We start from the raw sequence: 21,359 nt of genomic DNA, 5'->3' as shown, positions 1-21,359 counted from the left end.
GGAGTTCGAACGGACCATCACCGAAGCACGCAAGAAGAGCGACCAGAGGTGCCAGGCCGCATAGGAGAGGTCTCTACGAAACCAGGGGATTGACATCCCCGCGTTCACTGCTGGGCGTGTAAACGACGCGGGCGGCGCCCCGGGGCATCCGCCCGAGACACCGCCCGTCGGCCGTCAGCGGTGGCGCTATTCGCCGCTGCCCGCCCACACGATCCGGACGCGGTCTTCAGCGACGAACCGCGCGCCGTGTCGGCCCTTGGTGACCTCGACGCGGTCGATGGCCAGCTTCAGCAGCTCGCGCCGCTCCAGCACCTCGGCGGCTTCCCACGCCTCCGCCAGCAACTCGCCGTCGAGGAGAGGGGAAATGTCGGCCTCCGGCGTCGGCAGCTTGGAAAGGTCGTACCGCAGCCCGCCGATGCGACCACGCAGCCGGTCAGCGAGCCGGCCGTACCGTTCGATCGCTTCGGCGCCAGTGAACTCACCGCGAACGTAGCGCGCGTCTTCCAGGTCGGCCATGCGTGCTTCGGCGTCGGCGAGTTCGGCGGTTATCGCGTCTCGCTGCGCGAACAGTTCCGGGTCGGCCTTGTGTATCCATCGATCCGCGACGGCGTCCAGCAGCGGGTCTCCCGGCTCCAACATTGGCAGCCGAGCGAGGAACTGGAAGGTCACGTACTCGTCGACACGGATAGCCATCGCTGACGCACCGGGGCATGTGTTGCCTTGCAGCGCGTCGAGGCACCGGTACGAGTTCCCCGAGATAGCCATGGCCTTGCCACAACCGTCGTGCGCGCAGCGAGCGATGGACGTTAGCAGAGCTGTACCGATCGGCTTCGGGTGTCGACGACCGGCGTGCTGGAACGTACGCGACTCCAGCTGAGCGATGATCTTCTCCCGTTCGGCGACCGTGATGATGCCTTCGCCGACCTCGACGACGTCGCCGGTGTCGGGGTGCCGGTACGGGACGACCTTGGACGTGTAGCGGCCGGTCTCTTTGTTCTTGATGGTCTCCGGCATGAGCCCGGCGAACGCGGGCGATCGCAGCAGATGCATGACCGTAGCCGCGTTCCACTGGCCACCGCGCGGGGACAAGATTTCGTGCTCATTGAGCAGTCGGGCGATCTTCGCCATGGGCTTGCCGTCGAGGGCTTCGTCGGCGATGAGCCGGGCGTAGACGGCGTCCTCGGGGTCGTGGACAAGCTTCTTGGTGGCGGGTTCGATCACAAGGCCGAACGGCGGCTGTCCGCCGACCCACTGCCCGCGTGCACGGAGGTACTGCTTGGCGTGACCGACGCGAGTGCCGAGATTCTTCGACTCCGTGTATGCGAGCTCGGACAGCATCGCGATGACGAGCCGGGCGCTGTCGTTAGAGGTGTCCATCCCATCCATGACGGACACGAGGCGGCCCTTGGCGGCGGTGATGGCTTCGAGGGCGTTGCCGACCCCAGCCATGCCTTTACGCGAGAGTCGGTCGAGCTTCCAAACGATCAGCGTTCCGACGACGCCGGAGGTCACGGCGGCTAGGGCGGCTTCGAACCCCCTGCGCTCGACCTTCTTGTAGCCTGACACGCCCCGGTCGATGTGGACCTTGCGGACTTCGAGGCCGTTCCGTTCGGCCCAAGCTCGGCAGTCGGCTTCCTGGCGCTCGATGGCCGTCTTACCGTCCCGGTCGAGCGAGAGCCGGAGGTAGAGGTCGGCCAACGTGTGATGGTGCATTCGGACATCCTAAGGTCGTTACTCCGTTATGGACGTCCAGAAATCGAGGATGACGATACGCCTCGCAGGTCAGCGAGGGCGTACTGCTCACCGCCCGTGTTCAGCCAGCCACCCTTGCCGACCAGTTCGGGGGCGCGGACACGGACGCGACGCGGTGTGGAGTCTTCATGGGTCAAGAGTGCCATCCGCGTCGGTGGTGCCGCGGAGCCTGTGGACAACTCGATGACTGTGCGTGCACACATGACTACCGGATGCGTTCATGCCGTCACCGAGGGATGCTCATCGCATACAGGGGGGCCAGTGCAAGGGAGCAGTTCCATGCCACGAGACATCGACGACCAGATACGCCGGGACCGCGAACGCGAGCACGGTGAGATCACCGGCGACGAGATGCGCCACCGGGACAGGCGCGACCCCGACGTGAGCGGGTCCGACGCGTCGGACTCCGACACGGGGAGCTCCGGCATGGGCCGTGAGCGCGGCGACCGGCGTTCGTCGTGGGACGACGACGAGGACGACATGCAGGAGGGCTACCGGTAACCCGGCCTGCGCGGTCCATCAGCGGTATCTGCGCGGTACGTGCGAGTCCCCCGCCGCCCGGCGGGGGACTCGTCCGCGCTCGGCGGCCCGTTCCCCTTGCAGGCTCAGGTGAGGGCGTGCCCCGTCGTCGCGTCCACATGGTCCGGGATCTCCTCGTGGCGGTCGCCGACCGTCATGGTGCCGGTGGGCTCGAACAGCAGGATCGACGCTCCGGCCGGGGCGGACGGCTTGTGCTCCGTGCCGCGCGGGACCGTGAAGACCGACCCCTTGGGGAGCGTGACCGTTCGCTCGCCGGCCGCCCCGCGCAGCGCGATGTGCAGTTCGCCGTCCAGGACGAGGAAGAACTCGTCGGTGTGGTCGTGCGTGTGCCAGAGGTGCTCGCCCTCGACCTTCGCGACGCGGACGTCGTAGTCGTTGACGGCCGTGACGATGCGCGGGCTCCACAGTTCGGAGAAGGAGGCGAGCGCCCCGGCGAGAGAGACGGGTTCCTTGGCGTCGGTGGGTTCCTTGGGTTCCATGCCGCCATCGTCCGGGTACCCCGCCTGACGCACGAGTGCTAGAAATCGCATATGTCGCAAGGATCCTCTCAGGTGCCGCCCGTGCACCGTGTCGTCCTGGTCGTGGACGAGAACTCCAATCCCTTCGAGATGAGCTGCGCCATCGAGGTGTTCGGGCTGAGGCGGCCCGAACTCGGCCGGGAGCTGTACGACTTCCGGCTGTGCGCGGCCGCGCCGACGACCCGGATGCGGGACGGCTTCTTCACCCTCACCGACGTCGCGGGGCTCGACGCGGTCGACGACGCGGACACCCTGATCGTGCCGAACCGGCCCGACACCGGCACCCCGCGCTGCCCGGAGGTCCTGGACGCGGTGCGCCGGGCGCACGCCCGGGGCACGCGGCTGATCGGTTTCTGCTCCGGTGCGTTCACCATCGCGGAGGCCGGGCTGCTCGACGGGCGGCGGGCGGCATGCCACTGGATGTGGGCCGATTCGTTCCGGGAGCGGTTTCCACGGGTCAGGCTGGAGCCGGACGTGCTGTTCGTGGACGACGGCGACATCCTCACCGCCTCCGGCAGCGCCTCGGCGCTCGACCTCGGCCTGCACGTCGCACGCCGGGACCACGGTGCCGAGATCGCCAACGCTGTTTCCCGGCGGCTGGTCTTCGCGGCGCACCGCGACGGCGGGCAGCGGCAGTTCGTGGAGCGGCCGGTGCCCGAGGTGCCGGACGAGTCACTGGCCCCGCTGCTGGCCTGGGCCCAGGAGCGCCTCGGCGAACCGCTCACCGTCGCCGACCTGGCGGCGCGCGCCGCGGTGAGCCCGCCACGCTGCACCGCCGCTTCCGCGCCCAGCTGGGCACCACCCCGCTGGCCTGGCTGACCGGGGAGCGGGTGGCCCTCGCATGCCGGCTGATCGAGCGCGGGGAGGAACGGGTGGACGTGGTGGCCGCGCGCAGCGGCCTCGGTACGGCCGCGAACCTGCGGGCGCGGCTGCGGCGCGAGACCGGACTCAGTCCGTCGGCCTACCGACGGCGTTTCGGACCGGCCACGGGGGAAGCTCTCCTCGTATGAGATTCCTGGTACGCGACCGGCTCCTCGGCTTCGGTGACGACTACTGGATCGAGGACCAGCACGGCAACAAGGTCTTCCTGGTCGACGGCAAGGCGATGCGGCTGCGCGACACCTTCGAGCTGAAGGACGCGCAGGGGCGGGTCCTGATCGACATCCACCAGAAGATGTTCGCCCTGCGCGACACGATGATCATCGAACGCGACGGCGACCCGCTGGCCACGATCAAACGCAAGCGCCTGTCCCTGCTGCGCAACCACTACCGCGTCTCGCTGGTGGACGGCACGGAACTCGACGTCAGCGGCAAGATCCTCGACCGCGAGTTCGCCATCGACTATGACGGGGAGCTGCTCGCGCAGATCTCCCGCCGCTGGCTGCACGTGCGCGAGACGTACGGCGTCGACATCGTGCGCGACGACGCGGACCCGGCACTGCTGATCGCGGTGGCGGTGTGCGTGATCCACCTGGCGGACAAGGAGCGGGAGGAGGACTGAGCGGCGCGGTCATGGGAGCCACGGACCCCTGGACCCACGGACCACGGCCCGGGGTCCACAGGCGTCCGTGCCACCCGCGCGGACCTGGTCGCCCGCCGGCCTGCCACGTGCCCCGCTCCCGCCGGCTCCGCTACTTCGTCACGGCGAACGCCAGCAGGATCGCCGCCGTCAGTTCCGGGTCACCCTCCGCCTTGATGCGATCCGCCACGACGTCCGCGGTGACGCGGCCGCAGGCGAGGCGGACGTACGTCTCCCAGTCGAGCGTGAGCGACACCGTCGGGCCCAGCGAGGGTGCGCCGTCGATCGAGCCGCGGCCCTCCGTGTCGATCCGCACCGTGCGCAGGAAGTCGACGGGACCGTGGACGTCGAAGACGATCGCCGAACCGGGGGGCGCCCCCGCGTCCTTGGCGACGACCTTCGGCAGTGCGGCCAGCAGTGCGTCCCGCACGATGTACGCGCCGGGCGAGTCCAGGTTTCCCGGCCGGCCCAGTGCCGTGCGCAGGTCCTGCTCGTGCACCCACACGTCGAACGCACGGTACCGCATGGCCTCCTCGAGGGTCTGTTCGCTGCCGAGCGGACCGCGCACCTTGGTGCCGGGGTCCCGCGTCTCGTTCCGCAGCTGACGGTTGCGACGGATGATCGTGTACTCCAGCTCGGACGTCATCTCCGGCGCCGTGTGGTGGCGGCGGACGTCGACCTGCATCTCCATGTAGCGCTGGTGCTCGTTCGTGACGTGGAACAGGTCGCGCGGGAGCGTGTGGATCGGCCGCGGGTCGCCGAGCATCTCGCAGTCCATGCCGATGACATGGGAGACCACGTCGCGTACCGACCAGCCGGGGCAGGGGGTCCGACGGTTCCACTCGCCCTCCACGAGCGGCTGCACCAGCTCGGATATCGCTTCGATGGAGTGGGTCCAGGCGTCGGCGTAGGGCTGAAGAGTGGGATGCAGACTCACGGAACGGGACCCCTCGGGCGGTCGGTGCACGGGCGTTGATCGACGGCGTTGTCGGTGGCTTGTACTGCGGGAGGTGGCTGTCAGCGGGTGTCTTGGGACGTTAAGTTACGCTGCTGCGAGGCACCCCGGCAGTGCTTTCGTGTGACGATCGTAGGCCCGTAGGAAACGGCTCGAATGCCAGGACGGTGGTACTGTGCGCGCCTCCCTCATCCAGATCCGGGTAGACGAGGACGAATCGGTTGATTCTCGCCGCCGACGAGCCGCCTCGCTGGTACGGGATCAAGCCGGAGTCGATCTCGTGGTGCTGCCCGAGCTGTGGACGACCGGGGCGTTCGCCTACGAGCGGTTCGGGACCGAGGCCGAGCCACTCGAAGGGCCGACGTACGAGGCGATGGCCAAGGCGGCGAGCGACGCGGGCGTGTGGCTGCACGCCGGGTCGATCGCCGAATGGGCCGCATCCGACAGCGGCTCCGCCACGGGCGAAGGCACTCTCTACAACACGTCTCTCATCTTCTCCCCCTCCGGTGAGCTGGCCGCCGCCTACCGCAAGGTCCACCGCTTCGGCTTCGACAAGGGCGAGGCCGTGCTGATGGGTGCGGGGACGGAGCTGGTGACGGTGCGTCTGCCGGAGACGACCGTCGGCATGGCCACCTGCTACGACCTCCGCTTCCCCGAGCTGTTCCGCTCACTCGTGGACGCGGGAGCCGAAACCCTCGTGATCCCGGCGGGCTGGCCGGAGCGCCGCCGGTCCCACTGGACGCTGCTGGCCCAGGCGCGGGCGGTCGAGAACCAGGCGTACGTCCTTGCCTGTGGAACGGCCGGGACGCACGCCGGGGTTCCGCAGGCGGGTCACTCGATCGTGGTGGATCCGTGGGGCGAGGTCCTCGCGGAGGCGGGCTTTGACGAGGAGATCCTCACCGTGGAGTTCGACCCGGCGAAGGTCGCGACGACACGGGAGCAGTTCCCGGCGCTCAAGGACCGGGTACTGGGCCTGCAGCGCCCACGTCACCACCGGTAGCCGTGAGCCGGCGCGGCACACCCCCGGCGAGCCCGGCGTCGTCACCTGCGCGGTTACGCGGGCACACGCGCCCTTACGCCGGCACGTGCACGGTCTCCACGCGGCTCGCCACCAACCGCTCCCGCTCCCTGCGCGCCGCCTGCTTGCGCAACCGCAGGATCTGGCTCAGCCCCAGCGCCTGGAGGACGAACACCGCGCAGAACGCCACGGTGTAGTTGTCGCCCGTCGCGTCCAGGAGCACGCCGATCGCCAGCAGCGTCGTCATGGAGGCGATGAAACCGCCCATGTTCGTGATGCCGGAGGCCGTACCCTGACGCTCCGGCGGGTTCGCCGGACGCGCGAAGTCGAAGCCGATCATCGAGGCGGGGCCGCAGGCGCCGAGCACCGTGCACAGCGTGATCAGCAGCCACATCGGCGCGTGTGTGCCCGGGTAGGCGAGCGTGGCCGCCCACAGCAGCGCGGTCGCCCCGACCGTCCCGAGCGCCAGCGGCAGCCGCGCCGTGTGGTGCCGGGCGACGATCTGCCCGTAGACCAGACCGACCACCATGTTCGACAGCACCACGAGCGTGAGGAGCTCACCGGCCGTCGCCCGCGACAGGCCCTGCGCCTGAACCAGGAACGGCAGGCCCCACAGCAGCAGGAACACCATCGCCGGGAACTGCGTCGTGAAGTGCACCCACATGCCGAGGCGCGTCCCGGGCTCCTTCCAGGACGCCACGATCTGCCGCCGCACATACGCCGATCCGTGGTGCGGGAACGGCTCCGGCTCGTACCCCTCGGGGTGGTCCTTGAGGAAGACGAGCAGCAGGACGAACACCACGACTCCCGCGAGCGCGCTGCCGCCGAAGGCCGCCGTCCAGCCCACCCCGTGCAGCAGCCGGGCCAGCACGAGCGTCGAGACCAGGTTGCCCGCCATGCCGACCAGACCGGCGAGCTGCGCGACCAGCGGCCCTCGCCGGGCCGGGAACCACCGGGTGCCGAGCCGCAGGACGCTGATGAACGTCATCGCGTCACCGCAGCCGAGCAGCGCCCGCGAGGCGAGCGCCATGCCGAACGTCGGCGAGATGGCGAACCCCACCTGGCCGGCTGTGAAGAGGACGACCCCGATGGCCAGCACCTTCTTGGTGCCGAGCCGGTCCACCAACAGGCCGACGGGTATCTGCATGCCCGCGTACACGAGGAGCTGGAGGATGGAGAAGGCGGACAGGGCGGACGCGCCGACATGGAAGCGGTCCGCGGCGTCAAGTCCGGCCACACCCAGGGACGTACGGAAGATGACGGCCACGAAATAGACCGAGACGCCGATGGCCCACACGGCGACGGCACGACGGCCGCCGGGCGGATCGCCGGGCAGGGACAGGGAACGGGATCTCACGGAGCCGGAACTCATCGCACCTCACCCCGCGCCAGGTGGGAGAACCAGCTGACGTGCCGGTGGACGATGCCGACGGCCGCCTCGGCGTCGCCGGACCGCAGGGCCTGCAGGATCTCCTCGTGCTCGGTGAGCGTCTTGGCGATCCGGTCGGGATGCGAGTGCATGACCGCGACACCCATCCGCAGCTGGCGGTCGCGCAGTTGGTCGTACAGACGGGAGAGGATCTCGTTGCCGCCGCTGCGCACGATCTCTGCGTGGAAGGTGCGGTCGGTGATCGCCGCCCCGGCCAGATCACCGGCGGCGGCCTGCTCCTTCTGCCGTGCGAGCAGTTCCTCGAGCCGGGCGATCAGCCCGGGCGGGGAGGGGACCGCCTTGCGGGCCGCGTACTCCTCGACGAGCTGGCGCGTCTCGACCACGTCCGCGATCTCCTGGGCGGAGACGGGCAGGACGAGGGCTCCCTTCTTCGGGTAGAGCCTGATCAGCCCTTCGACCTCCAGCCGCAGCAGCGCCTCGCGCACCGGCGTCCGCGAGACTCCGACCTCATCGGCCAGCTCGCCCTCGGTGAGCAGCGTTCCGCCTTCATAACGGCGTTCCAGAACGCCTTGCTTGACATGGGCGTACACGCGGTCGGCGGCGGGCGGCTGCTTGACGGTCGACTTCTCGGGAGCGGGAGCGGCGGACGGCGCTGAAGGCATGCGCACATCATAGATACAACACGTACGCATGCCGATCGACGTCCATCATGTGGACCGCACATCCGTCTCAAAAATCGCCCCACAACCGCACATCCATTTGTGCTACTTGCGGGTCTCACGAGAAGGCGGCCTTGCCATCTGGCCGCCCTTCAGGGGCATTTGGATGCTTTCAGACGCATCAGCGACGCAATCGGAGCGTTTAACTTGATTACCGGCATTAAGGGCGCGCGAGTTCGCAGGGCAGTCGCCGCAGTGGTCACCACCGGAGCCGTGCTCACCACCGGAGCCCTCACCGCGGCGCCCGCGCAGGCCGTGACGAAGCCCACGATCACCGCCAAGGGCGGTTACGTGATGAACAACGCCACCGGCAAGAGCCTGTTCACCAAGGCCGCCGACACGAGGCTGTCCACCGGCTCCACCACCAAGATCATGACTGCCAAGGTCGTGCTGTCGCAGTCGAACCTGAACCTGGACACGAAGTTCGTGATCCAGAAGGCCTACAGCGACTACGTGGTCGCGAACAACGCCTCCCAGGCCCACCTGATCGTCGGCGACAAGGTCACCGTCCGCCAGCTCCTGTACGCGATGATGCTGCCCTCCGGCTGCGACGCCGCCTACGCGCTCGCGGACAAGTTCGGTTCCGGCTCGACGCGCGCCGCTCGCGTGAAGTCGTTCATCGGCAAGATGAACAGCACCGCCAAGAGCCTCGGCCTGACGAACACCCACTTCGACTCGTTCGACGGCATCGGCAAGGGCAGCAACTACTCGACGGCCCGCGACCTCACCAAGATCGCGAGCAGCGCCATGAAGAGCTCCACCTTCCGCGCCGTCGTGAAGACCAAGTCCACGAAGCAGAAGGTGACCACCAAGAGCGGCGGCTACCGCTACTACACCTGGACCAACACCAACCCGCTGCTCGGTACCTACAGCGGTGCGATCGGTGTGAAGACGGGTTCGGGTCCGGAGGCCAAGTACTGCCTGGTCTTCGCCGCGACCCGCAACGGCAAGACCGTCATCGGCACCATCCTGGCGTCGACCTCGGTCACCAACCGCACGTCGGACGCGAAGAAGCTCCTGAACTACGGCTTCGCTGTCTGATCATCAGCGCGTACGACGAAGGGGCCCGGCCGCTACCCTTGGGTTCTAGTGTTCGTCGCAACACCCCAGCTGAAGGGGTGCGATGGACTTCGAGATCCGTAAGGACCGGAAGCCTCAGGGACGGAAGAAGCTGACTCGGGAGCGGGCGGCATACTTCCAGCTCATGCAGCAGGGAGGCCTGTCGGATCGTCGGTATCGACGTCCGGACCGGCAAGAAGTGGCGTAGCGGTCGCCACGCCCACAAAGGCCGCGAGAAGGCGGCGCCTCCGATCTATCAGGAGGCGCCGCCTTCGTCGGGTCTGTCCCGCTACCTGGGCGAGGCCGAACGCATCCACATAGCCGACCGGCTGCGGGAGAAGGCCACGGTGCGCGCTATCGCCGCCGAGCCGGGCCGCAGCCCGTCCACCATCAGCCGCGAGATCCGCCGCAACCGGCACCCGGGCAACGGCCAGTACCGGCCGCACGCCGCCCACGCCCGAGCCCAGGCCCGCCGGCCCCGCCCCAAGCCCGGCCCTTGGCCGCTAGGCCCAGGTGATCAGCCGCTTCGGCTGCTCCAGGATGGCCGCCACGTCCGCGAGGACCTTCGAGCCCAGTTCGCCGTCGACCAGGCGGTGATCGAAGCTGAGCGCCAGGGTGGTGACCTGGCGGGGCTTGACCTTGCCCTTGTGGACCCACGGCTGGAGCTTGATCGCGCCGACCGCGAGGATCGCCGACTCGCCCGGGTTGAGGATCGGCGTGCCCGTGTCGACGCCGAACACACCCACGTTCGTGATGGTGATCGTGCCGCCCTGCATCGCCGCGGGGGACGTCTTGCCCTCGCGGGCCGTGGCCACCAGCTCGCCGAGCGCCTCGGCCAGTTGCGGAAGCGTCTTCTCGTGCGCGTCCTTGATGTTCGGCACGATCAGACCGCGCGGGGTGGCCGCCGCGATGCCCAGGTTCACATAGTGCTTGCGCACGATCTCCTGGTTCGCCTCGTCCCAGGACGCGTTGACGTCCGGGTTCCGCTTGATCGCCACCAGCAGGGCCTTGGCGATGAGGAGCAGCGGGTTGACGCGCAGGCCCTGCAAGTCCTTGTCCTGCTTGAGCTCCTCGACCAGCTTCATGGTGCGCGTCACGTCGACCGTCACGAACTCCGTGACATGCGGAGCGGTGAACGCCGAACCGACCATCGCCTGTGCGGTGGCCTTGCGAACGCCCTTGACGGGGATACGGGTCTCCCGCGCGCTGTCGTACGTGACCACCGGCGCCGGCGCCCCGACGGAAACGGGCGCCTCGACGGCGGCAGGGGCCACGGGGGCCGGTGCGGCCGCCACTGCGGCGTGCACGTCCTCACGGGTGATGACCCCGTCCGGACCCGACGGTCGCACCGTCGCCAGATCGACCCCCAGGTCCTTGGCGAGCTTGCGCACCGGCGGCTTCGCGAGCGGACGGGCCCGCTTGCCGTGCCCGTTCAGCTCCCCTTGGAGCGCCGTGGCCGCGTAGAGGGTCTCCTCGGCTGCCGCCGCGGTCTTGCGGGGGCGACGCCTGGTGGAGGACTCGGCGACGCCGTATCCGACGAGGACGGGCTTGCGGCCCTCCTGCTTGGGTTCCTCAGCCGTCGGCTGCTCGGCCGGGGTCTTCTCGACGGACGCCGGTGCCTCCTCGGCGGGGGCACCCCCGGTCACGTCGACCGCGATGATCGCGGTGCCGACGTCCACCGTGGTGCCCTCCGGGAAGCGGAGCTCGCGGACCACTCCGTCGTACGGAATGGGCAGTTCGACGGCCGCCTTCGCCGTCTCCACCTCGCAGACGACCTGTCCGTCGGTGACCGTGTCACCGGGCTGCACGTACCACTTGAGGATCTCGGCCTCGGTGAGCCCCTCGCCCACGTCGGGCATCTTGAACTCGCGCACGGACGCGTCAGTCATCGTCGTCACGACCCTCTCCTCAGTACGCCAGGGCGCGGTCGACAGCGTCGAGCACGCGGTCCAGGCCCGGCAGGTACTCCTCCTCCAGCCGCGCCGGCGGGTACGGGGCGTGATAGCCGCCGACGCGCAGCACGGGCGCCTCGAGGTGGTAGAAGCACCGCTCCGTGATGCGGGCGGCGATCTCCGCGCCCGAACCGAAGAACACGGGTGCCTCGTGCACCACGACCAGGCGGCGGGTCTTCTCCACGGACGCCTGGACGGAGTCGAAGTCGAGCGGGGAGACCGAGCGCAGGTCGAGCACTTCGAGGGACTTGCCCTCTTCCTCCGCGGCGGCCGCGACCTCCTGGCACACCTTCACCATCGGGCCGTAGGCGGCGAGCGTCAGATCCGTGCCCTCACGCACCAGGCGTGCCTTGTGCAGGGGGCCGGGGATCGCCTCGGCGTTGACCTCGCCCTTGTCCCAGTACCGCCGCTTCGGCTCGAAGAAGATCACCGGGTCGTCGCTCTGGATCGCCTGTTGCATCATCCAGTACGCATCCGACGCGTTCGACGGAGAGACGATCTTCAGACCGGCCACGTGCGCGAACAGAGCCTCGGGGGACTCGCTGTGGTGCTCGACCGCCCCGATGCCGCCGCCGTACGGGATACGGACGACGACCGGCAGCTTGACCTTGCCCAGCGAGCGGGCGTGCATCTTCGCCAGCTGCGTGACGATCTGGTCGTAGGCCGGGAAGACGAAGCCGTCGAACTGGATCTCCACCACCGGCCGGTACCCACGCAGGGCCAGGCCGATCGCCGTGCCGACGATGCCCGACTCGGCGAGCGGGGTGTCGATGACCCGATCCTCGCCGAAATCCTTCTGCAGACCGTCGGTGACGCGGAAGACGCCGCCCAGCTTGCCGACGTCCTCGCCCATCAACAGGACCTTGGGGTCCGACTCCAGGGCCTTGCGCAGCGACTCGTTGATCGCCTTGGCGAGCGCCATCTTCTCGGCCATGTCACCGTCCCCCTTCTGAGTCCGCGAACGACGCCTGGTAGGCGGCGAACTGGGCCCGCTCCTCGTCGACGAGCGCGTGCCCGTCCGCGTACACGTTCTCGAAGATGGCGAAGTGGTCCGGGTCCGGCATGGCACGGACCGCTTCGCGTACTCGCCTTCCCAACGCTTCGCTCTCCGCCTCGAGTTCCGCGAAGAATCCCTCGTCCGCGTGGTTTGAGGCCTCGAGATAGGCGCGCAGACGCGCGATCGGGTCCTTCGCCTCCCAGGCTGCCCGCTCGTCGTCGTGGCGGTAGCGGGTCGGATCGTCGGAGGTCGTGTGCGCGCCCATGCGGTACGTGAACGCCTCGACCAGGGTCGGGCCCTCGCCGTTGCGCGCCCGCTCCAGCGCCCACTTGGTGACCGCGAGGCAGGCCAGGACGTCGTTGCCGTCGACCCGCACGCCCGGGAAGCCGTAGCCCTGCGCGCGCTGGTAGAGCGGCACGCGGGTCTGCTTCTCGGTAGGCTCGGAGATCGCCCACTGGTTGTTCTGGCAGAAGAACACGACCGGGGTGTTGTAGACCGCGGAGAAGGTGAAGGACTCGGCCACGTCGCCCTGGCTTGAGGCGCCGTCGCCGAAGTACGCGATCACCGCCGAGTCGGCGCCGTCCTTGGCGACGCCCATGGCGTAGCCGGTGGCGTGCAGCGTCTGCGAGCCGATGACGATCGTGTAGAGATGGAAGTTGTTGCTGTTCGGGTCCCAGCCGCCGTTGTTCACACCGCGGAACATCCCGAGCAGGTTGGTGGGATCGACCCCGCGACACCAGGCGACGCCGTGCTCGCGGTAGGTCGGAAAGACGTAGTCGTCGTCGTTCAGGGCCCGGCCCGACCCGATCTGGGCGGCCTCCTGACCGAGCAGCGAGGCCCACAGGCCCAGCTCGCCCTGGCGCTGCAGGGAGGTGGCTTCGGCGTCGAAGCGACGGGTCAGCACCATGTCCCGGTACAGACCGCGCAGCTGCTCGGGGGTGATGCCCTCGACATACGCGTCGTACTCGGGGTTCTCGACCCGCTTGCCCTCGGGCGTCAGCAACTGGACGAGGTCGGGGTCGGCGCCCTGCTTGGGCGCGGTGCTGGTGGTGCGCTTGGTGCCGGTGGTGCCGGCCTTGCTTCCGGCGCTGCGTCGCGGCTTGCGCGCGGCAGTGCTCTCCACGGTCACGTGTGCTCCTCCGTCGGTCCGGCCCCCGGGTTCGCCGGGTGCCTGGGGGTCCCCTCGGCCCGTTCCGGGCCGGTGGGAGCGGCTCGCCTGCAGCGCACGGACGCACGGGGTGGGTGCGTCTCGTTCGAAACAGACGTGACAGGTGCCCCGGCGAGCGCCCTGCAAGGGGCACGTTACCCAGTGCTCCACATTTCTGTGAAACCCCTCCTGACCTGGGATTTTTGCTTGGATATCCAAGTAAATCGAGTAAGTCGGGAACAGGTGCTGGTCACAGCCTTGCAGGGGGCCGGAACAACGGCACGTTATCCCGCTCACCCAGAGCACGGGAAGACGTCTTTTCGGGGTGGCGCGGGCGCCGCCGCGCGGCGGGCGAGGCGCTCACGCGCCGCTGATGCGGACCGGCGGCTGGCGAGCGGTGGCTCGGTGGGTCGGGAACGGCGATTTCCCCGACCTGCCCCACCAGCGGGAAGGACCCGGCGCGATCGTCGACGGGGACCGACTCGGCGTCCAGCCGCGCAGAGGCCGCGACCGTGGCGCCACACGCGCGGATTCACAGTTCCCGGCGGCCTCGACCCTGGCCGTGCGGTGGTCGCGCGAGCACGGCACGGCGTGCGACGCGTTCGCGCGCTGAGAGACGGGGCCGGGTCGCCCAGCGCCCAGGGACGTCCCCACACCCGGGAACGTCCCCGAACAACGCCACGCGCGCGTGGTGCCCGTTCCCGGGTCCACGCGTCGTGGAGACCGTTCTTCTGCGGGCGCCGCCGACCCCGCCGCCCGCCGGGGGACTCGCCCCGGGCGCGCGGCGGGCATCCCGGTCCTGGAGTGCGGCGGACTCGGTGGTCGTCCCGCCCTCGCTGCGCGGGGCCGGTCGCCCCTCCGTGCGGTCAGGTCCTCGGCGTCACGCCCGCGCTGTCCCCGCCCCCGTCCGTCGCCGAGGGATCCGTGCTGGCGCCATCCGTGGGTGAGTCCGACGGCTGGTCCGTGGGCGCGGTCTGCGAGGGCTGGTCGCTCGGCTGGTCCGGCGTCGTCGACGGCTCGGCCGGCGGCTGCTGGCTGTAGTCCTGCGACGGTGTGTACGAGGGCGTGTAGTCCGAGCCGGTGCCCGTGTCCGAACTGCCGCTCGTGGACGTGTCGGTCGCCTCGTCCGTCGGCGTCTGGCTGGACTGCTTGTTCTCCTGGGACTTGGTGGCGGTGGGCGACTGCGTCGTGCTGGTCCCGCCGCCGCTGCTGCCCGTGTTGTTCATCGCCAGCGCGACGCCCGCCGCGATGGCGATGACCGCGAGGACAGCGAGGATCCACAGCTTGCCGCGGCCGCTGCCCTTGTTCCCGTGCCCCTCGAAGCCCCCGTCGTCGCTCCCGCCGTATCCCGTGGGCAGGATCGGTTGCGGGATCTGCGTGGTGCCGGGCTCGCCGGGATGCGGCATCACCGTCGTGCCGGCGAAACCAGCCGCCGGCGTGTGCCGGCCTTCGTGCATCTCCACCGGGCCGGTGTTCCAGGTACCAGTGTGTCCGCCCTGGTCGTAGAGCATCTGCAGGGCGTACTGGACGAGGCCGCGCATCTCCTCGGCGGTCTGGAACCGGTCGTCCGGCTCCTTCGCGAGGGAACGCATCACGAGTCCGTCCAGCTCGGGCGGCGTCGCCCCGTCCGAGATCCGGGACGGGGGCACCGGGATGTCCTGGACATGCTGGTAGACCACGGACAGCGGCGTCTCGCCGACGAACGGGGGCCGCAGCGCGAGCAATTCGTACAGCAGGCAGCCCGTCGCGTACAGGTCGGAGCGGTGGTCGACGGCCTTGCCGAGCGCCTGCTCCGGCGAGAGGTACTGCGGCGTGCCCATGACCATGCCGGTCTGCGTCATCGTCGTGGACGCTCCGTGCAGGGCGCGCGCGATGCCGAAGTCCATGACCTTCACGGCGCCGTTGTGGGTGATGATGACGTTCGCGGGCTTGATGTCGCGGTGCACGATGCCGTGCTGGTGCGAGTAGGCCAGCGCCTCCAGGACGCCCGAGACGATGATCAGGGCCTGTTCGGGGCCCGGAGCCTCGGCGTTGAGCAGGAGGTCGCGGATCGTTCGGCCCTCGACGATCTCCATCACGATGTAGGGCACCGACTGGCCGCCCACGAAGTCCTCGCCCGAGTCGTACACGGCGACGATCGCGTGGTGGTTGAGCCCGGCCACCGACTGGGCCTCGCGCGTGAAGCGGGCCTTGGAGACGGGGTCCTCGGCGAGGTCCGAGCGGAGGAGTTTGACCGCGACGGTCCTCCCGAGGCGCACGTCCTCGGCCGCGAACACCTCGGCCATGCCGCCCCGGCCGAGTCGGCGGGTCAGCCGGTACCGGCCGTCCCCGACAAGTCCGCCGTTGCCCCACATCTCCGGCGCGTCTGACATCCCGCCGCCAGTCGCCTCGGGGTCGGACGGGCCCTGGGCGCGCTGCGTCTGTGCCATCAGTCCTCGCCGTCGTTTCTGCCCGCGATCTGCGCGGTGGTTGTCACGGTCTCCGACGGGCCACGCTACAGGCTCCGCGCAAGACGCCGGTCCGAGATGGAATCGAGATGGACCGGTCATCAAACCGTGCGCGTGGTCCCACGTGCAAATCCTGTGTACCGCCCGTACGGCCCCTGTAACGCTTCCGCGACGCTTCTTTCGCGTACGGTCACGGAACGGGCACCGAGCTTGACGTGTCAGTGCCCTGGGGCAGACTGGCCGGGAATGAGCCAGTCGATCACGGAACGATCGCGTCGATCGTCGAAGACGCGCATATCGATCACGGACCGCGGGAGCACGACCAGCCGCTGCCGCCGCGCCGATGGGGGACGCAGAACATGAGCCAGGACGGCGCACAGGGCCGGTATGCGGGGCGATCGGTCGCCGGGGGCCGCTACCAGCTGCGCGACTTGCTCGGTGAGGGCGGCATGGCCTCGGTGTATCTCGCGTACGACACCGTGCTCGACCGGCAGGTCGCGATCAAGACACTGCACACCGAGCTCGCTCGCGAACAGGCCTTCCGCGAGCGGTTCCGCCGCGAGGCGCAGTCCGTGGCGAAACTCACGCACACGAACATCGTCTCGGTCTTCGACACCGGCGAGGACGAGCTCGGCGGAATGACGACCCCGTACATCGTCATGGAGTACATCGAGGGCAAGCCGCTCGGCTCGGTCCTCGACGCGGACATCCAGCATTACGGCGCGATGCCGGCCGACAAGGCGCTGAAGGTCACGGCCGACGTGCTGGCGGCCCTGGAGATCAGCCACGAGATGGGTCTGGTCCACCGGGACATCAAGCCGGGCAACGTGATGATGACGAAGCGCAACGTCGTCAAGGTGATGGACTTCGGCATCGCCCGCGCCATGCAGTCCGGCGTCACGTCGATGACGCAGACGGGCATGGTGGTCGGCACACCGCAGTACCTCTCGCCCGAGCAGGCCCTCGGCAGGGGCGTGGACGCGCGAAGCGACCTGTACTCGGTCGGCATCATGCTGTTCCAACTGGTCACCGGGCGGCTGCCCTTCGAGGCGGACTCGCCGCTGGCGATCGCGTACGCACACGTGCAGGAGGAGCCGGTGGCTCCTTCGTCGATCAACCGCTCGCTGCCGCCCGCGGTGGACGCGCTGGTCGCCCGCGCGCTGAAGAAGAACCCCAACGAGCGTTTCCCCAGCGCCGAGGCGATGCGCGACGAGTGCCTGCGCGTGGCCGCGTCCTTCACGGCCGCCGCGCCGAGCATCGTGCCGGGCGCGCAGACGTCGAACGGCGCCGGTGTGGGCTCGGCCGTCTTCCCGCCGATCGGCCAGTCGACGCCCGCCCCGCCGGGCCCCGTGCAGACGCCGTACCAGCCCGGCCCGTACGGCAGCCCGACCCCCGTGCCGAACCCGTCGCCCGCGTACGGCTACCCGCAGCAGGGCGGCTACCAGGCGCCGCCGCAGACCGCCGCGTACGCGCCGCAGCAGGCCGCGGCGACCCCGCCGCCGTACAACATCACCCCACAGCCCTCAACAGCCGCCACCGGCGGCTCCGGCGGGCAGCAGAGCAACCGGGCCGTGATCATCGGCTCCGTCGTGGTCGCCCTGGCCGCGATAGGCGGCCTGATCACGGCTCTGACGCTGAACGGCGGCAGCGACGACAGCGCCGACGGCGGCGGCACCAGCACCGGCGCGTCCTCGAGCGTGGTCGCGGGCCACAAGGGCCCCGACACGACGAAGACGATCGAGACGACGAAGTGCACGGAGCCGGAGGAGTCGTACAACGACCCGAAGATGGTCCGGGTCCCGGACTTCTCCTACAAGTACATCAAGTCCGTCAAGTCGTGCTTCCAGGCCGCGGGTTGGCAGATGAAGATCAAGTACGTCGACGAGAACACGTACGGCGAGGGCACGGTGACGGACCAGTTCCCGTCCGCCGGCACGGACGTCGATCCGAAGAAGATGCCGGAGATCGAACTCAGCGTGTCCACGGGCAACCCGTCGTGAACCGCTGCTGACCCATGCGCAAGGGGCCCAGCACCTCGATGGTGCCGGGCCCCTGCATGACCTGGGTCTTTACAGGTATGGGCCGCCTGAGCGGCCGCCCGTGCGGCCGTCCTCCTCGCCGTCGGGGGAGCCTACGCCCGGCGGGAGGGCGCGGCGCATCTGCTCCAGCTGTGCCCGCGCCGCCATCTGCTGGGCGAACAGGGTGGTCTGGATCCCGTGGAAGAGGCCCTCCAGCCAGCCCACCAACTGGGCCTGCGCGATGCGCAGTTCCGCGTCGCTCGGGATCGCCTCGTCCGTGAAGGGCAGGGAGAGCCGCTCGAGCTCCTCGACGAGCTCAGGGGCGAGACCGTCCTCCAGCTCCTTCACCGAGCTGGCGTGGATCTCCTTCAGACGCTGTCGGCTCGCCTCGTCCAGAGGAGCGGCGCGCACCTCCTCCAGCAGCTGCTTGATCATGCTGCCGATGCGCATGACCTTCGCGGGCTGCTCCACTTGTTCCGTCACCGGGATTTCGCGGGCGTCATCATCTCCGGTGCCGCCGAGAGCCATTCCGTCCTGGCCCACGACCAGGATCTTCTGGGCGTTCTCCGACGACCTGTCGTTCCTCGGCATCTCCATGCCGCCATTCTCTCGCACCCGTAGACCTCATCAGCCCTGTGCCCCGGTGAGTGGTGATCCACCCTGTGACATCCGTCAGTCCGGCTGAGCGGGCGGTTCCGTGGCCACCGCTCCGGCGAGGCGCTGCAGCCGGGCCTCGCAGTGATCGAGCCAGAGGAGCTCGGCCTCGGTGTGCAGCAGCAGCTGTTCCAGAACCAGCAGGCGGGCCACCTCGTCCCGGTGGTCGGGCAGCTCGGCGAGGGCGGCGCAACGCTGCCGCGTGTACGCCCGCAGTGCCTCCCTCAGATGTCGGCGCTGCGTCTCGACGACGGTCCGTACGTCGACATCGGGCGTGCCGACGGCCATGGCCAGCTTGATCGCCAGCTCGTCGCATGGCGGACTCGTGCGTTCCACCGGACGGGTGTACCAGTCGTGCAGTTCGGCCCGACCCGCGTCGGTGAGGGCGTACGGCGAGCGCCCCGTCGTGTCCCGGCTCTCCCGAGAGACCAGTCCTTCCCTCTCCAGCGGCTCCAGGGCGGTGTCCACCTCCCCGACGTTCAGCGCCCACACGGCCCCGGTCCGCGCCTCGAGTTCGGCGCGCAGCCGGGCGCCGTCCCGGGGGCCGCGCTCCAGCAGCGCCAGCAGGCCGTGGCGGATCGACATGGCGGTATGTGTAGCGGGTGGGGCGGGGGAGTGCCAGCCGAGGAACCGACCGCTCGTCGGGCCGGCGGTCGAGATGCCGGACACCGGAGTCCGTGTGACGCTGAAGCCGTTGATCTTGCCGCCCCGAGCACGGGAGGGGGTCACACACGTGACTCCAAGGCTGTGTACGCCGTCCACGTTCCGCACGCTCCGCGTGTCCGTTCTGCCGCCGGTCCTCACGACGACGGCCCTCCTGGGCATATCCTCCGCGTACGGCATTCCGCCCGGATACGGAATCGGGCCTCCGTACGGCCTTCGATCCGCCTCGTACACCGTTCAGCTCACGTACGACACACGGAATTCCGACGCGGCCGCCTCGCCGGCGTACGTCACCCGCTTCGCGTACCCCGGACGTCCCTCCGCAGCGCCACCCACGACCCGCTCGCCCGCTCCAGAGCACACGGCCTCCGCCGCGGCCTCCCCACGCTCCCTCGAGCCCAAGCCGTCCGCCTCGGCCCCCTCCGCATCCCGGGCCGGGCACAAGGCGTCCCCCGCACCTGCCCCGGCATCTGCCGCCGAGTACAAGGTGCCCGCCACGCCCACCGGTAAGTCCCCGCTCGCGGACAAGGCCTCCGCCACGTCCACCCGCATATCCGTGCCCGGGCACAAGGCGACCGCCAGGCCGGCAGGCCCACCCGCCCCCGTGCGTCCCGCCGCTCTCCCGTCCTCCGTCTCTCCCCCGGCTGACCCCTCGCGTGCCGGCAGTGGGGCCGGCGAGGGGAAGCTCAGGCCCGGACGGCCGGACCCCGAGCTGCAGGACGAGACGGACGAGCCGACGTACACGGATGAGGACCCGCCGACACCGGAGGACGGCATACCGGTGCCGACGAAAGGTGACAGCGAGGACTCGAACAGGGAGGACGAGGCGTCCATCGGTGCGGCCGACCCCGCAGGGTCCTCCCCCGCCCCGTCGCAGGACGCCGCCGTCCTCGCCCGTGAGGCCGGCGGCTCGGAACCCGTGGTGGAGATCCTTCCCCTCGGCAGCGGCCTGGTCCTCGTCGGTGCCGGACTGGCGCTGGCACTCCTCGCCCTGCGGCTGCGCCGGGAGTGACCGTCACGCCGCCTACGGCACCACCAGCAGCACCTTCCCCACGTGCCCGCTCTCCTCCAGCAAGCGGTGGGCCGCGGCCGCCTCGTTCATCGGAATCTCGCGGTCGATGACCGGGCGGACGTGTCCGGAGGCGACCAGCGGCCAGACGTGCTCACGCACCGCCGCGACGATCGCCGCCTTCTCGCCGAGCGGGCGCGCCCGCAACGAGGTCGCCGTGATCGCCGCCTGCTTCCGCAGCAGTGTGTTGATGTTCAGCTCGCCTTTCACCCCACCCTGCAGGCCGATGATCGCGAGCCGCCCGTTCACCGCGAGCGCCTGGACGTTGCGGTCCAGGTACTTCGCACCCATGTTGTCGAGGATGACGTCCGCCCCCTCCCCGGCCGTGGACTCCCGGATCTCCTCCACGAAGTCCTGCTCGCGGTAGTTGATCAGTACATCCGCACCCAGTTCCGCGCAGCGCTCCAGCTTCTCCTTGGTGCCCGCGGTGACCGCGACCTTGGCGCCCACCGCCTTGGCCAGCTGGATGGCCATCGTGCCGATGCCACTGGAGCCGCCGTGCACGAGCAGCGTCTCACCCGGGCGCAGATGGGCGACCATGAAGACGTTCGACCAGACCGTGCACGTCACCTCGGGCAACGCGGCCGCATGCCGCAGTTCGAGCCCCTCGGGCACGGGCAGCAGCTGCCCTGCCGGGACAGCGACCTTCTCGGCATATCCGCCGCCTGCGAGCAGCGCGCACACCTCGTCGCCGACGGCCCACCCCGAGACGCCGGGGCCCAGCGCGGAGATCCGCCCGGAGCACTCGAGTCCGGGGTACGGAGGAGCACCGGGCGGCGGGTTGTAGAAGCCCTGCCGCTGGAGGACATCGGCGCGGTTGACGGCGCCGGCCACCACGTCGACCAGCACTTCGCCCTCGCCGGGTACGGGATCGGGGACCTCGGTCCACACCAGCGCCTCAGGCCCACCGGGTTCAGGAATCGTGATCGCGTACATGAGGGG

At 69.7% G+C, this 21,359-nt stretch carries 18 protein-coding genes and 2 pseudogenes; 8 read left to right on the top strand and 12 right to left on the bottom strand.

What is annotated here, in order from left to right; genetic code table 11:
- Positions 1 to 186: 186 nt before the first annotated feature.
- The gene (locus ACZ3TS_RS18175; protein ID WP_467618905.1) at positions 187 to 1,698 is read right to left on the bottom strand and encodes a recombinase family protein; all 1,512 of its coding nucleotides are present in this window, start codon (positions 1,696 to 1,698) and stop codon (positions 187 to 189) included.
- A 333-nt stretch (positions 1,699 to 2,031) separates the two neighbouring features.
- On the opposite strand from ACZ3TS_RS18175, the gene ACZ3TS_RS18170 reads away from it, so the two are divergent.
- Positions 2,032 to 2,253: a hypothetical protein gene (locus ACZ3TS_RS18170; RefSeq protein ID WP_467618904.1), complete on the top strand. Its 222-nt coding sequence runs from the start codon at positions 2,032 to 2,034 to the stop codon at positions 2,251 to 2,253.
- A gap of 104 nt (positions 2,254 to 2,357) precedes the next feature.
- On the opposite strand, the gene ACZ3TS_RS18165 is transcribed toward ACZ3TS_RS18170, so the two are convergent.
- On the bottom strand, positions 2,358 to 2,771 hold the full coding sequence (locus ACZ3TS_RS18165; RefSeq protein WP_467618901.1) for a cupin domain-containing protein: 414 nt from the start codon (positions 2,769 to 2,771) through the stop codon (positions 2,358 to 2,360).
- A 51-nt stretch (positions 2,772 to 2,822) separates the two neighbouring features.
- Between ACZ3TS_RS18165 and ACZ3TS_RS18160 the strand changes: the two are divergent.
- Together ACZ3TS_RS18160 and ACZ3TS_RS18155 are read left to right on the top strand one after the other, a co-directional pair.
- A pseudogene (locus ACZ3TS_RS18160) lies at positions 2,823 to 3,820 on the top strand (GlxA family transcriptional regulator).
- Positions 3,817 to 4,311, top strand: a complete 495-nt coding sequence (locus ACZ3TS_RS18155) for an LURP-one-related/scramblase family protein (RefSeq protein ID WP_467618900.1) — start codon at positions 3,817 to 3,819, stop codon at positions 4,309 to 4,311. The pseudogene ACZ3TS_RS18160 and the gene ACZ3TS_RS18155 overlap by 4 nt, the downstream one beginning before the upstream one ends.
- 130 nt (positions 4,312 to 4,441) lie before the next feature.
- Here the strand turns inward: ACZ3TS_RS18155 and ACZ3TS_RS18150 are convergent, their stop codons facing one another.
- Complete coding sequence (locus ACZ3TS_RS18150; RefSeq protein ID WP_467618898.1) at positions 4,442 to 5,266, bottom strand: maleylpyruvate isomerase family mycothiol-dependent enzyme; 825 nt, start codon at positions 5,264 to 5,266, stop codon at positions 4,442 to 4,444.
- Between the two features lie 193 nt (positions 5,267 to 5,459).
- Between ACZ3TS_RS18150 and ACZ3TS_RS18145 the strand changes: the two genes are divergently transcribed.
- The gene (locus ACZ3TS_RS18145) at positions 5,460 to 6,284 is read left to right on the top strand and encodes a carbon-nitrogen family hydrolase (protein ID WP_467618895.1); all 825 of its coding nucleotides are present in this window, start codon (positions 5,460 to 5,462) and stop codon (positions 6,282 to 6,284) included.
- A gap of 73 nt (positions 6,285 to 6,357) precedes the next feature.
- On the opposite strand, the gene ACZ3TS_RS18140 is transcribed toward ACZ3TS_RS18145, so the two are convergent.
- The gene (locus ACZ3TS_RS18140; RefSeq protein ID WP_467618893.1) at positions 6,358 to 7,674 is read right to left on the bottom strand and encodes an MFS transporter; all 1,317 of its coding nucleotides are present in this window, start codon (positions 7,672 to 7,674) and stop codon (positions 6,358 to 6,360) included.
- Complete coding sequence (locus tag ACZ3TS_RS18135) at positions 7,671 to 8,354, bottom strand: GntR family transcriptional regulator (protein WP_467618891.1); 684 nt, start codon at positions 8,352 to 8,354, stop codon at positions 7,671 to 7,673. The genes ACZ3TS_RS18140 and ACZ3TS_RS18135 overlap by 4 nt, the downstream gene beginning before the upstream one ends.
- A 204-nt stretch (positions 8,355 to 8,558) precedes the next feature.
- On the opposite strand from ACZ3TS_RS18135, the gene ACZ3TS_RS18130 reads away from it, so the two are divergent.
- Together ACZ3TS_RS18130 and ACZ3TS_RS18125 are read left to right on the top strand one after the other, a co-directional pair.
- Entirely contained in the window at positions 8,559 to 9,452 is an 894-nt protein-coding gene (locus ACZ3TS_RS18130) for a D-alanyl-D-alanine carboxypeptidase family protein (protein ID WP_467618889.1), read from the top strand.
- Between the two features lie 82 nt (positions 9,453 to 9,534).
- A pseudogene (locus tag ACZ3TS_RS18125) lies at positions 9,535 to 9,964 on the top strand (helix-turn-helix domain-containing protein); the annotation flags it as partial.
- Positions 9,965 to 9,973: 9 nt separating this feature from the next.
- Here ACZ3TS_RS18125 and ACZ3TS_RS18120 read toward each other — a convergent pair.
- The 4 genes from ACZ3TS_RS18120 to ACZ3TS_RS18105 form a co-directional block, all read right to left on the bottom strand.
- Entirely contained in the window at positions 9,974 to 11,368 is a 1,395-nt protein-coding gene (locus ACZ3TS_RS18120) for a dihydrolipoamide acetyltransferase family protein (RefSeq protein ID WP_467618888.1), read from the bottom strand.
- Between the two features lie 10 nt (positions 11,369 to 11,378).
- Positions 11,379 to 12,356 (bottom strand): alpha-ketoacid dehydrogenase subunit beta, encoded by a 978-nt coding sequence (locus ACZ3TS_RS18115; protein WP_467618886.1) that lies wholly within the window; start codon positions 12,354 to 12,356, stop codon positions 11,379 to 11,381.
- Between the two features lies 1 nt (position 12,357).
- Positions 12,358 to 13,548: a pyruvate dehydrogenase (acetyl-transferring) E1 component subunit alpha gene (pdhA, locus tag ACZ3TS_RS18110; protein ID WP_467618885.1), complete on the bottom strand. Its 1,191-nt coding sequence runs from the start codon at positions 13,546 to 13,548 to the stop codon at positions 12,358 to 12,360.
- A gap of 884 nt (positions 13,549 to 14,432) precedes the next feature.
- Positions 14,433 to 15,995, bottom strand: coding sequence for a protein kinase domain-containing protein (locus ACZ3TS_RS18105; RefSeq protein ID WP_467618883.1), 1,563 nt, complete (start codon positions 15,993 to 15,995; stop codon positions 14,433 to 14,435).
- 377 nt (positions 15,996 to 16,372) lie between these two features.
- Here ACZ3TS_RS18105 and ACZ3TS_RS18100 point away from each other — a divergent pair, with 377 nt between their 5' ends.
- Positions 16,373 to 18,013 (top strand): protein kinase domain-containing protein, encoded by a 1,641-nt coding sequence (locus ACZ3TS_RS18100; protein ID WP_467618881.1) that lies wholly within the window; start codon positions 16,373 to 16,375, stop codon positions 18,011 to 18,013.
- Positions 18,014 to 18,082: 69 nt separating this feature from the next.
- On the opposite strand, the gene ACZ3TS_RS18095 is transcribed toward ACZ3TS_RS18100, so the two are convergent.
- On the bottom strand, positions 18,083 to 18,628 hold the full coding sequence (locus ACZ3TS_RS18095) for a bacterial proteasome activator family protein (RefSeq protein ID WP_467618878.1): 546 nt from the start codon (positions 18,626 to 18,628) through the stop codon (positions 18,083 to 18,085).
- A 75-nt stretch (positions 18,629 to 18,703) separates the two neighbouring features.
- Positions 18,704 to 19,270, bottom strand: a complete 567-nt coding sequence (locus tag ACZ3TS_RS18090; RefSeq protein ID WP_467618876.1) for a helix-turn-helix transcriptional regulator — start codon at positions 19,268 to 19,270, stop codon at positions 18,704 to 18,706.
- 193 nt (positions 19,271 to 19,463) lie between these two features.
- Here ACZ3TS_RS18090 and ACZ3TS_RS18085 point away from each other — a divergent pair, with 193 nt between their 5' ends.
- Positions 19,464 to 20,360, top strand: a complete 897-nt coding sequence (locus ACZ3TS_RS18085; RefSeq protein WP_467618875.1) for a hypothetical protein — start codon at positions 19,464 to 19,466, stop codon at positions 20,358 to 20,360.
- Positions 20,361 to 20,372: 12 nt separating this feature from the next.
- Here ACZ3TS_RS18085 and ACZ3TS_RS18080 read toward each other — a convergent pair whose 3' ends face one another.
- Complete coding sequence (locus tag ACZ3TS_RS18080) at positions 20,373 to 21,353, bottom strand: NAD(P)H-quinone oxidoreductase (protein ID WP_467618872.1); 981 nt, start codon at positions 21,351 to 21,353, stop codon at positions 20,373 to 20,375.
- Between the last annotated feature and the right edge of the window lie 6 nt (positions 21,354 to 21,359).

It is taken from the genome of Streptomyces sp. NPDC022910, from assembly GCF_055561075.1.
The sequence above is the reverse complement of the archived record's forward strand: the minus strand, read 5'-3'. Positions and strand labels throughout refer to the sequence as shown.

What these genes read in the sequence shown, in the direction of transcription:
- ACZ3TS_RS18170 (WP_467618904.1), top strand. Translation starts at nt 2,032, where the DNA reads ATGCCACGAGACATCGACGACCAGATACGCCGGGACCGCGAACGCGAG.
- ACZ3TS_RS18165 (WP_467618901.1), bottom strand. Translation starts at nt 2,771, where the DNA reads ATGGAACCCAAGGAACCCACCGACGCCAAGGAACCCGTCTCTCTCGCC.
- ACZ3TS_RS18155 (WP_467618900.1), top strand. Translation starts at nt 3,817, where the DNA reads ATGAGATTCCTGGTACGCGACCGGCTCCTCGGCTTCGGTGACGACTAC.
- ACZ3TS_RS18140 (WP_467618893.1), bottom strand. Translation starts at nt 7,674, where the DNA reads ATGAGTTCCGGCTCCGTGAGATCCCGTTCCCTGTCCCTGCCCGGCGAT.
- ACZ3TS_RS18135 (WP_467618891.1), bottom strand. Translation starts at nt 8,354, where the DNA reads ATGCCTTCAGCGCCGTCCGCCGCTCCCGCTCCCGAGAAGTCGACCGTC.
- ACZ3TS_RS18115 (WP_467618886.1), bottom strand. Translation starts at nt 12,356, where the DNA reads ATGGCCGAGAAGATGGCGCTCGCCAAGGCGATCAACGAGTCGCTGCGC.
- ACZ3TS_RS18105 (WP_467618883.1), bottom strand. Translation starts at nt 15,995, where the DNA reads ATGGCACAGACGCAGCGCGCCCAGGGCCCGTCCGACCCCGAGGCGACT.
- ACZ3TS_RS18100 (WP_467618881.1), top strand. Translation starts at nt 16,373, where the DNA reads ATGAGCCAGGACGGCGCACAGGGCCGGTATGCGGGGCGATCGGTCGCC.
- ACZ3TS_RS18095 (WP_467618878.1), bottom strand. Translation starts at nt 18,628, where the DNA reads ATGGAGATGCCGAGGAACGACAGGTCGTCGGAGAACGCCCAGAAGATC.
- ACZ3TS_RS18090 (WP_467618876.1), bottom strand. Translation starts at nt 19,270, where the DNA reads ATGTCGATCCGCCACGGCCTGCTGGCGCTGCTGGAGCGCGGCCCCCGG.
- ACZ3TS_RS18080 (WP_467618872.1), bottom strand. Translation starts at nt 21,353, where the DNA reads ATGTACGCGATCACGATTCCTGAACCCGGTGGGCCTGAGGCGCTGGTG.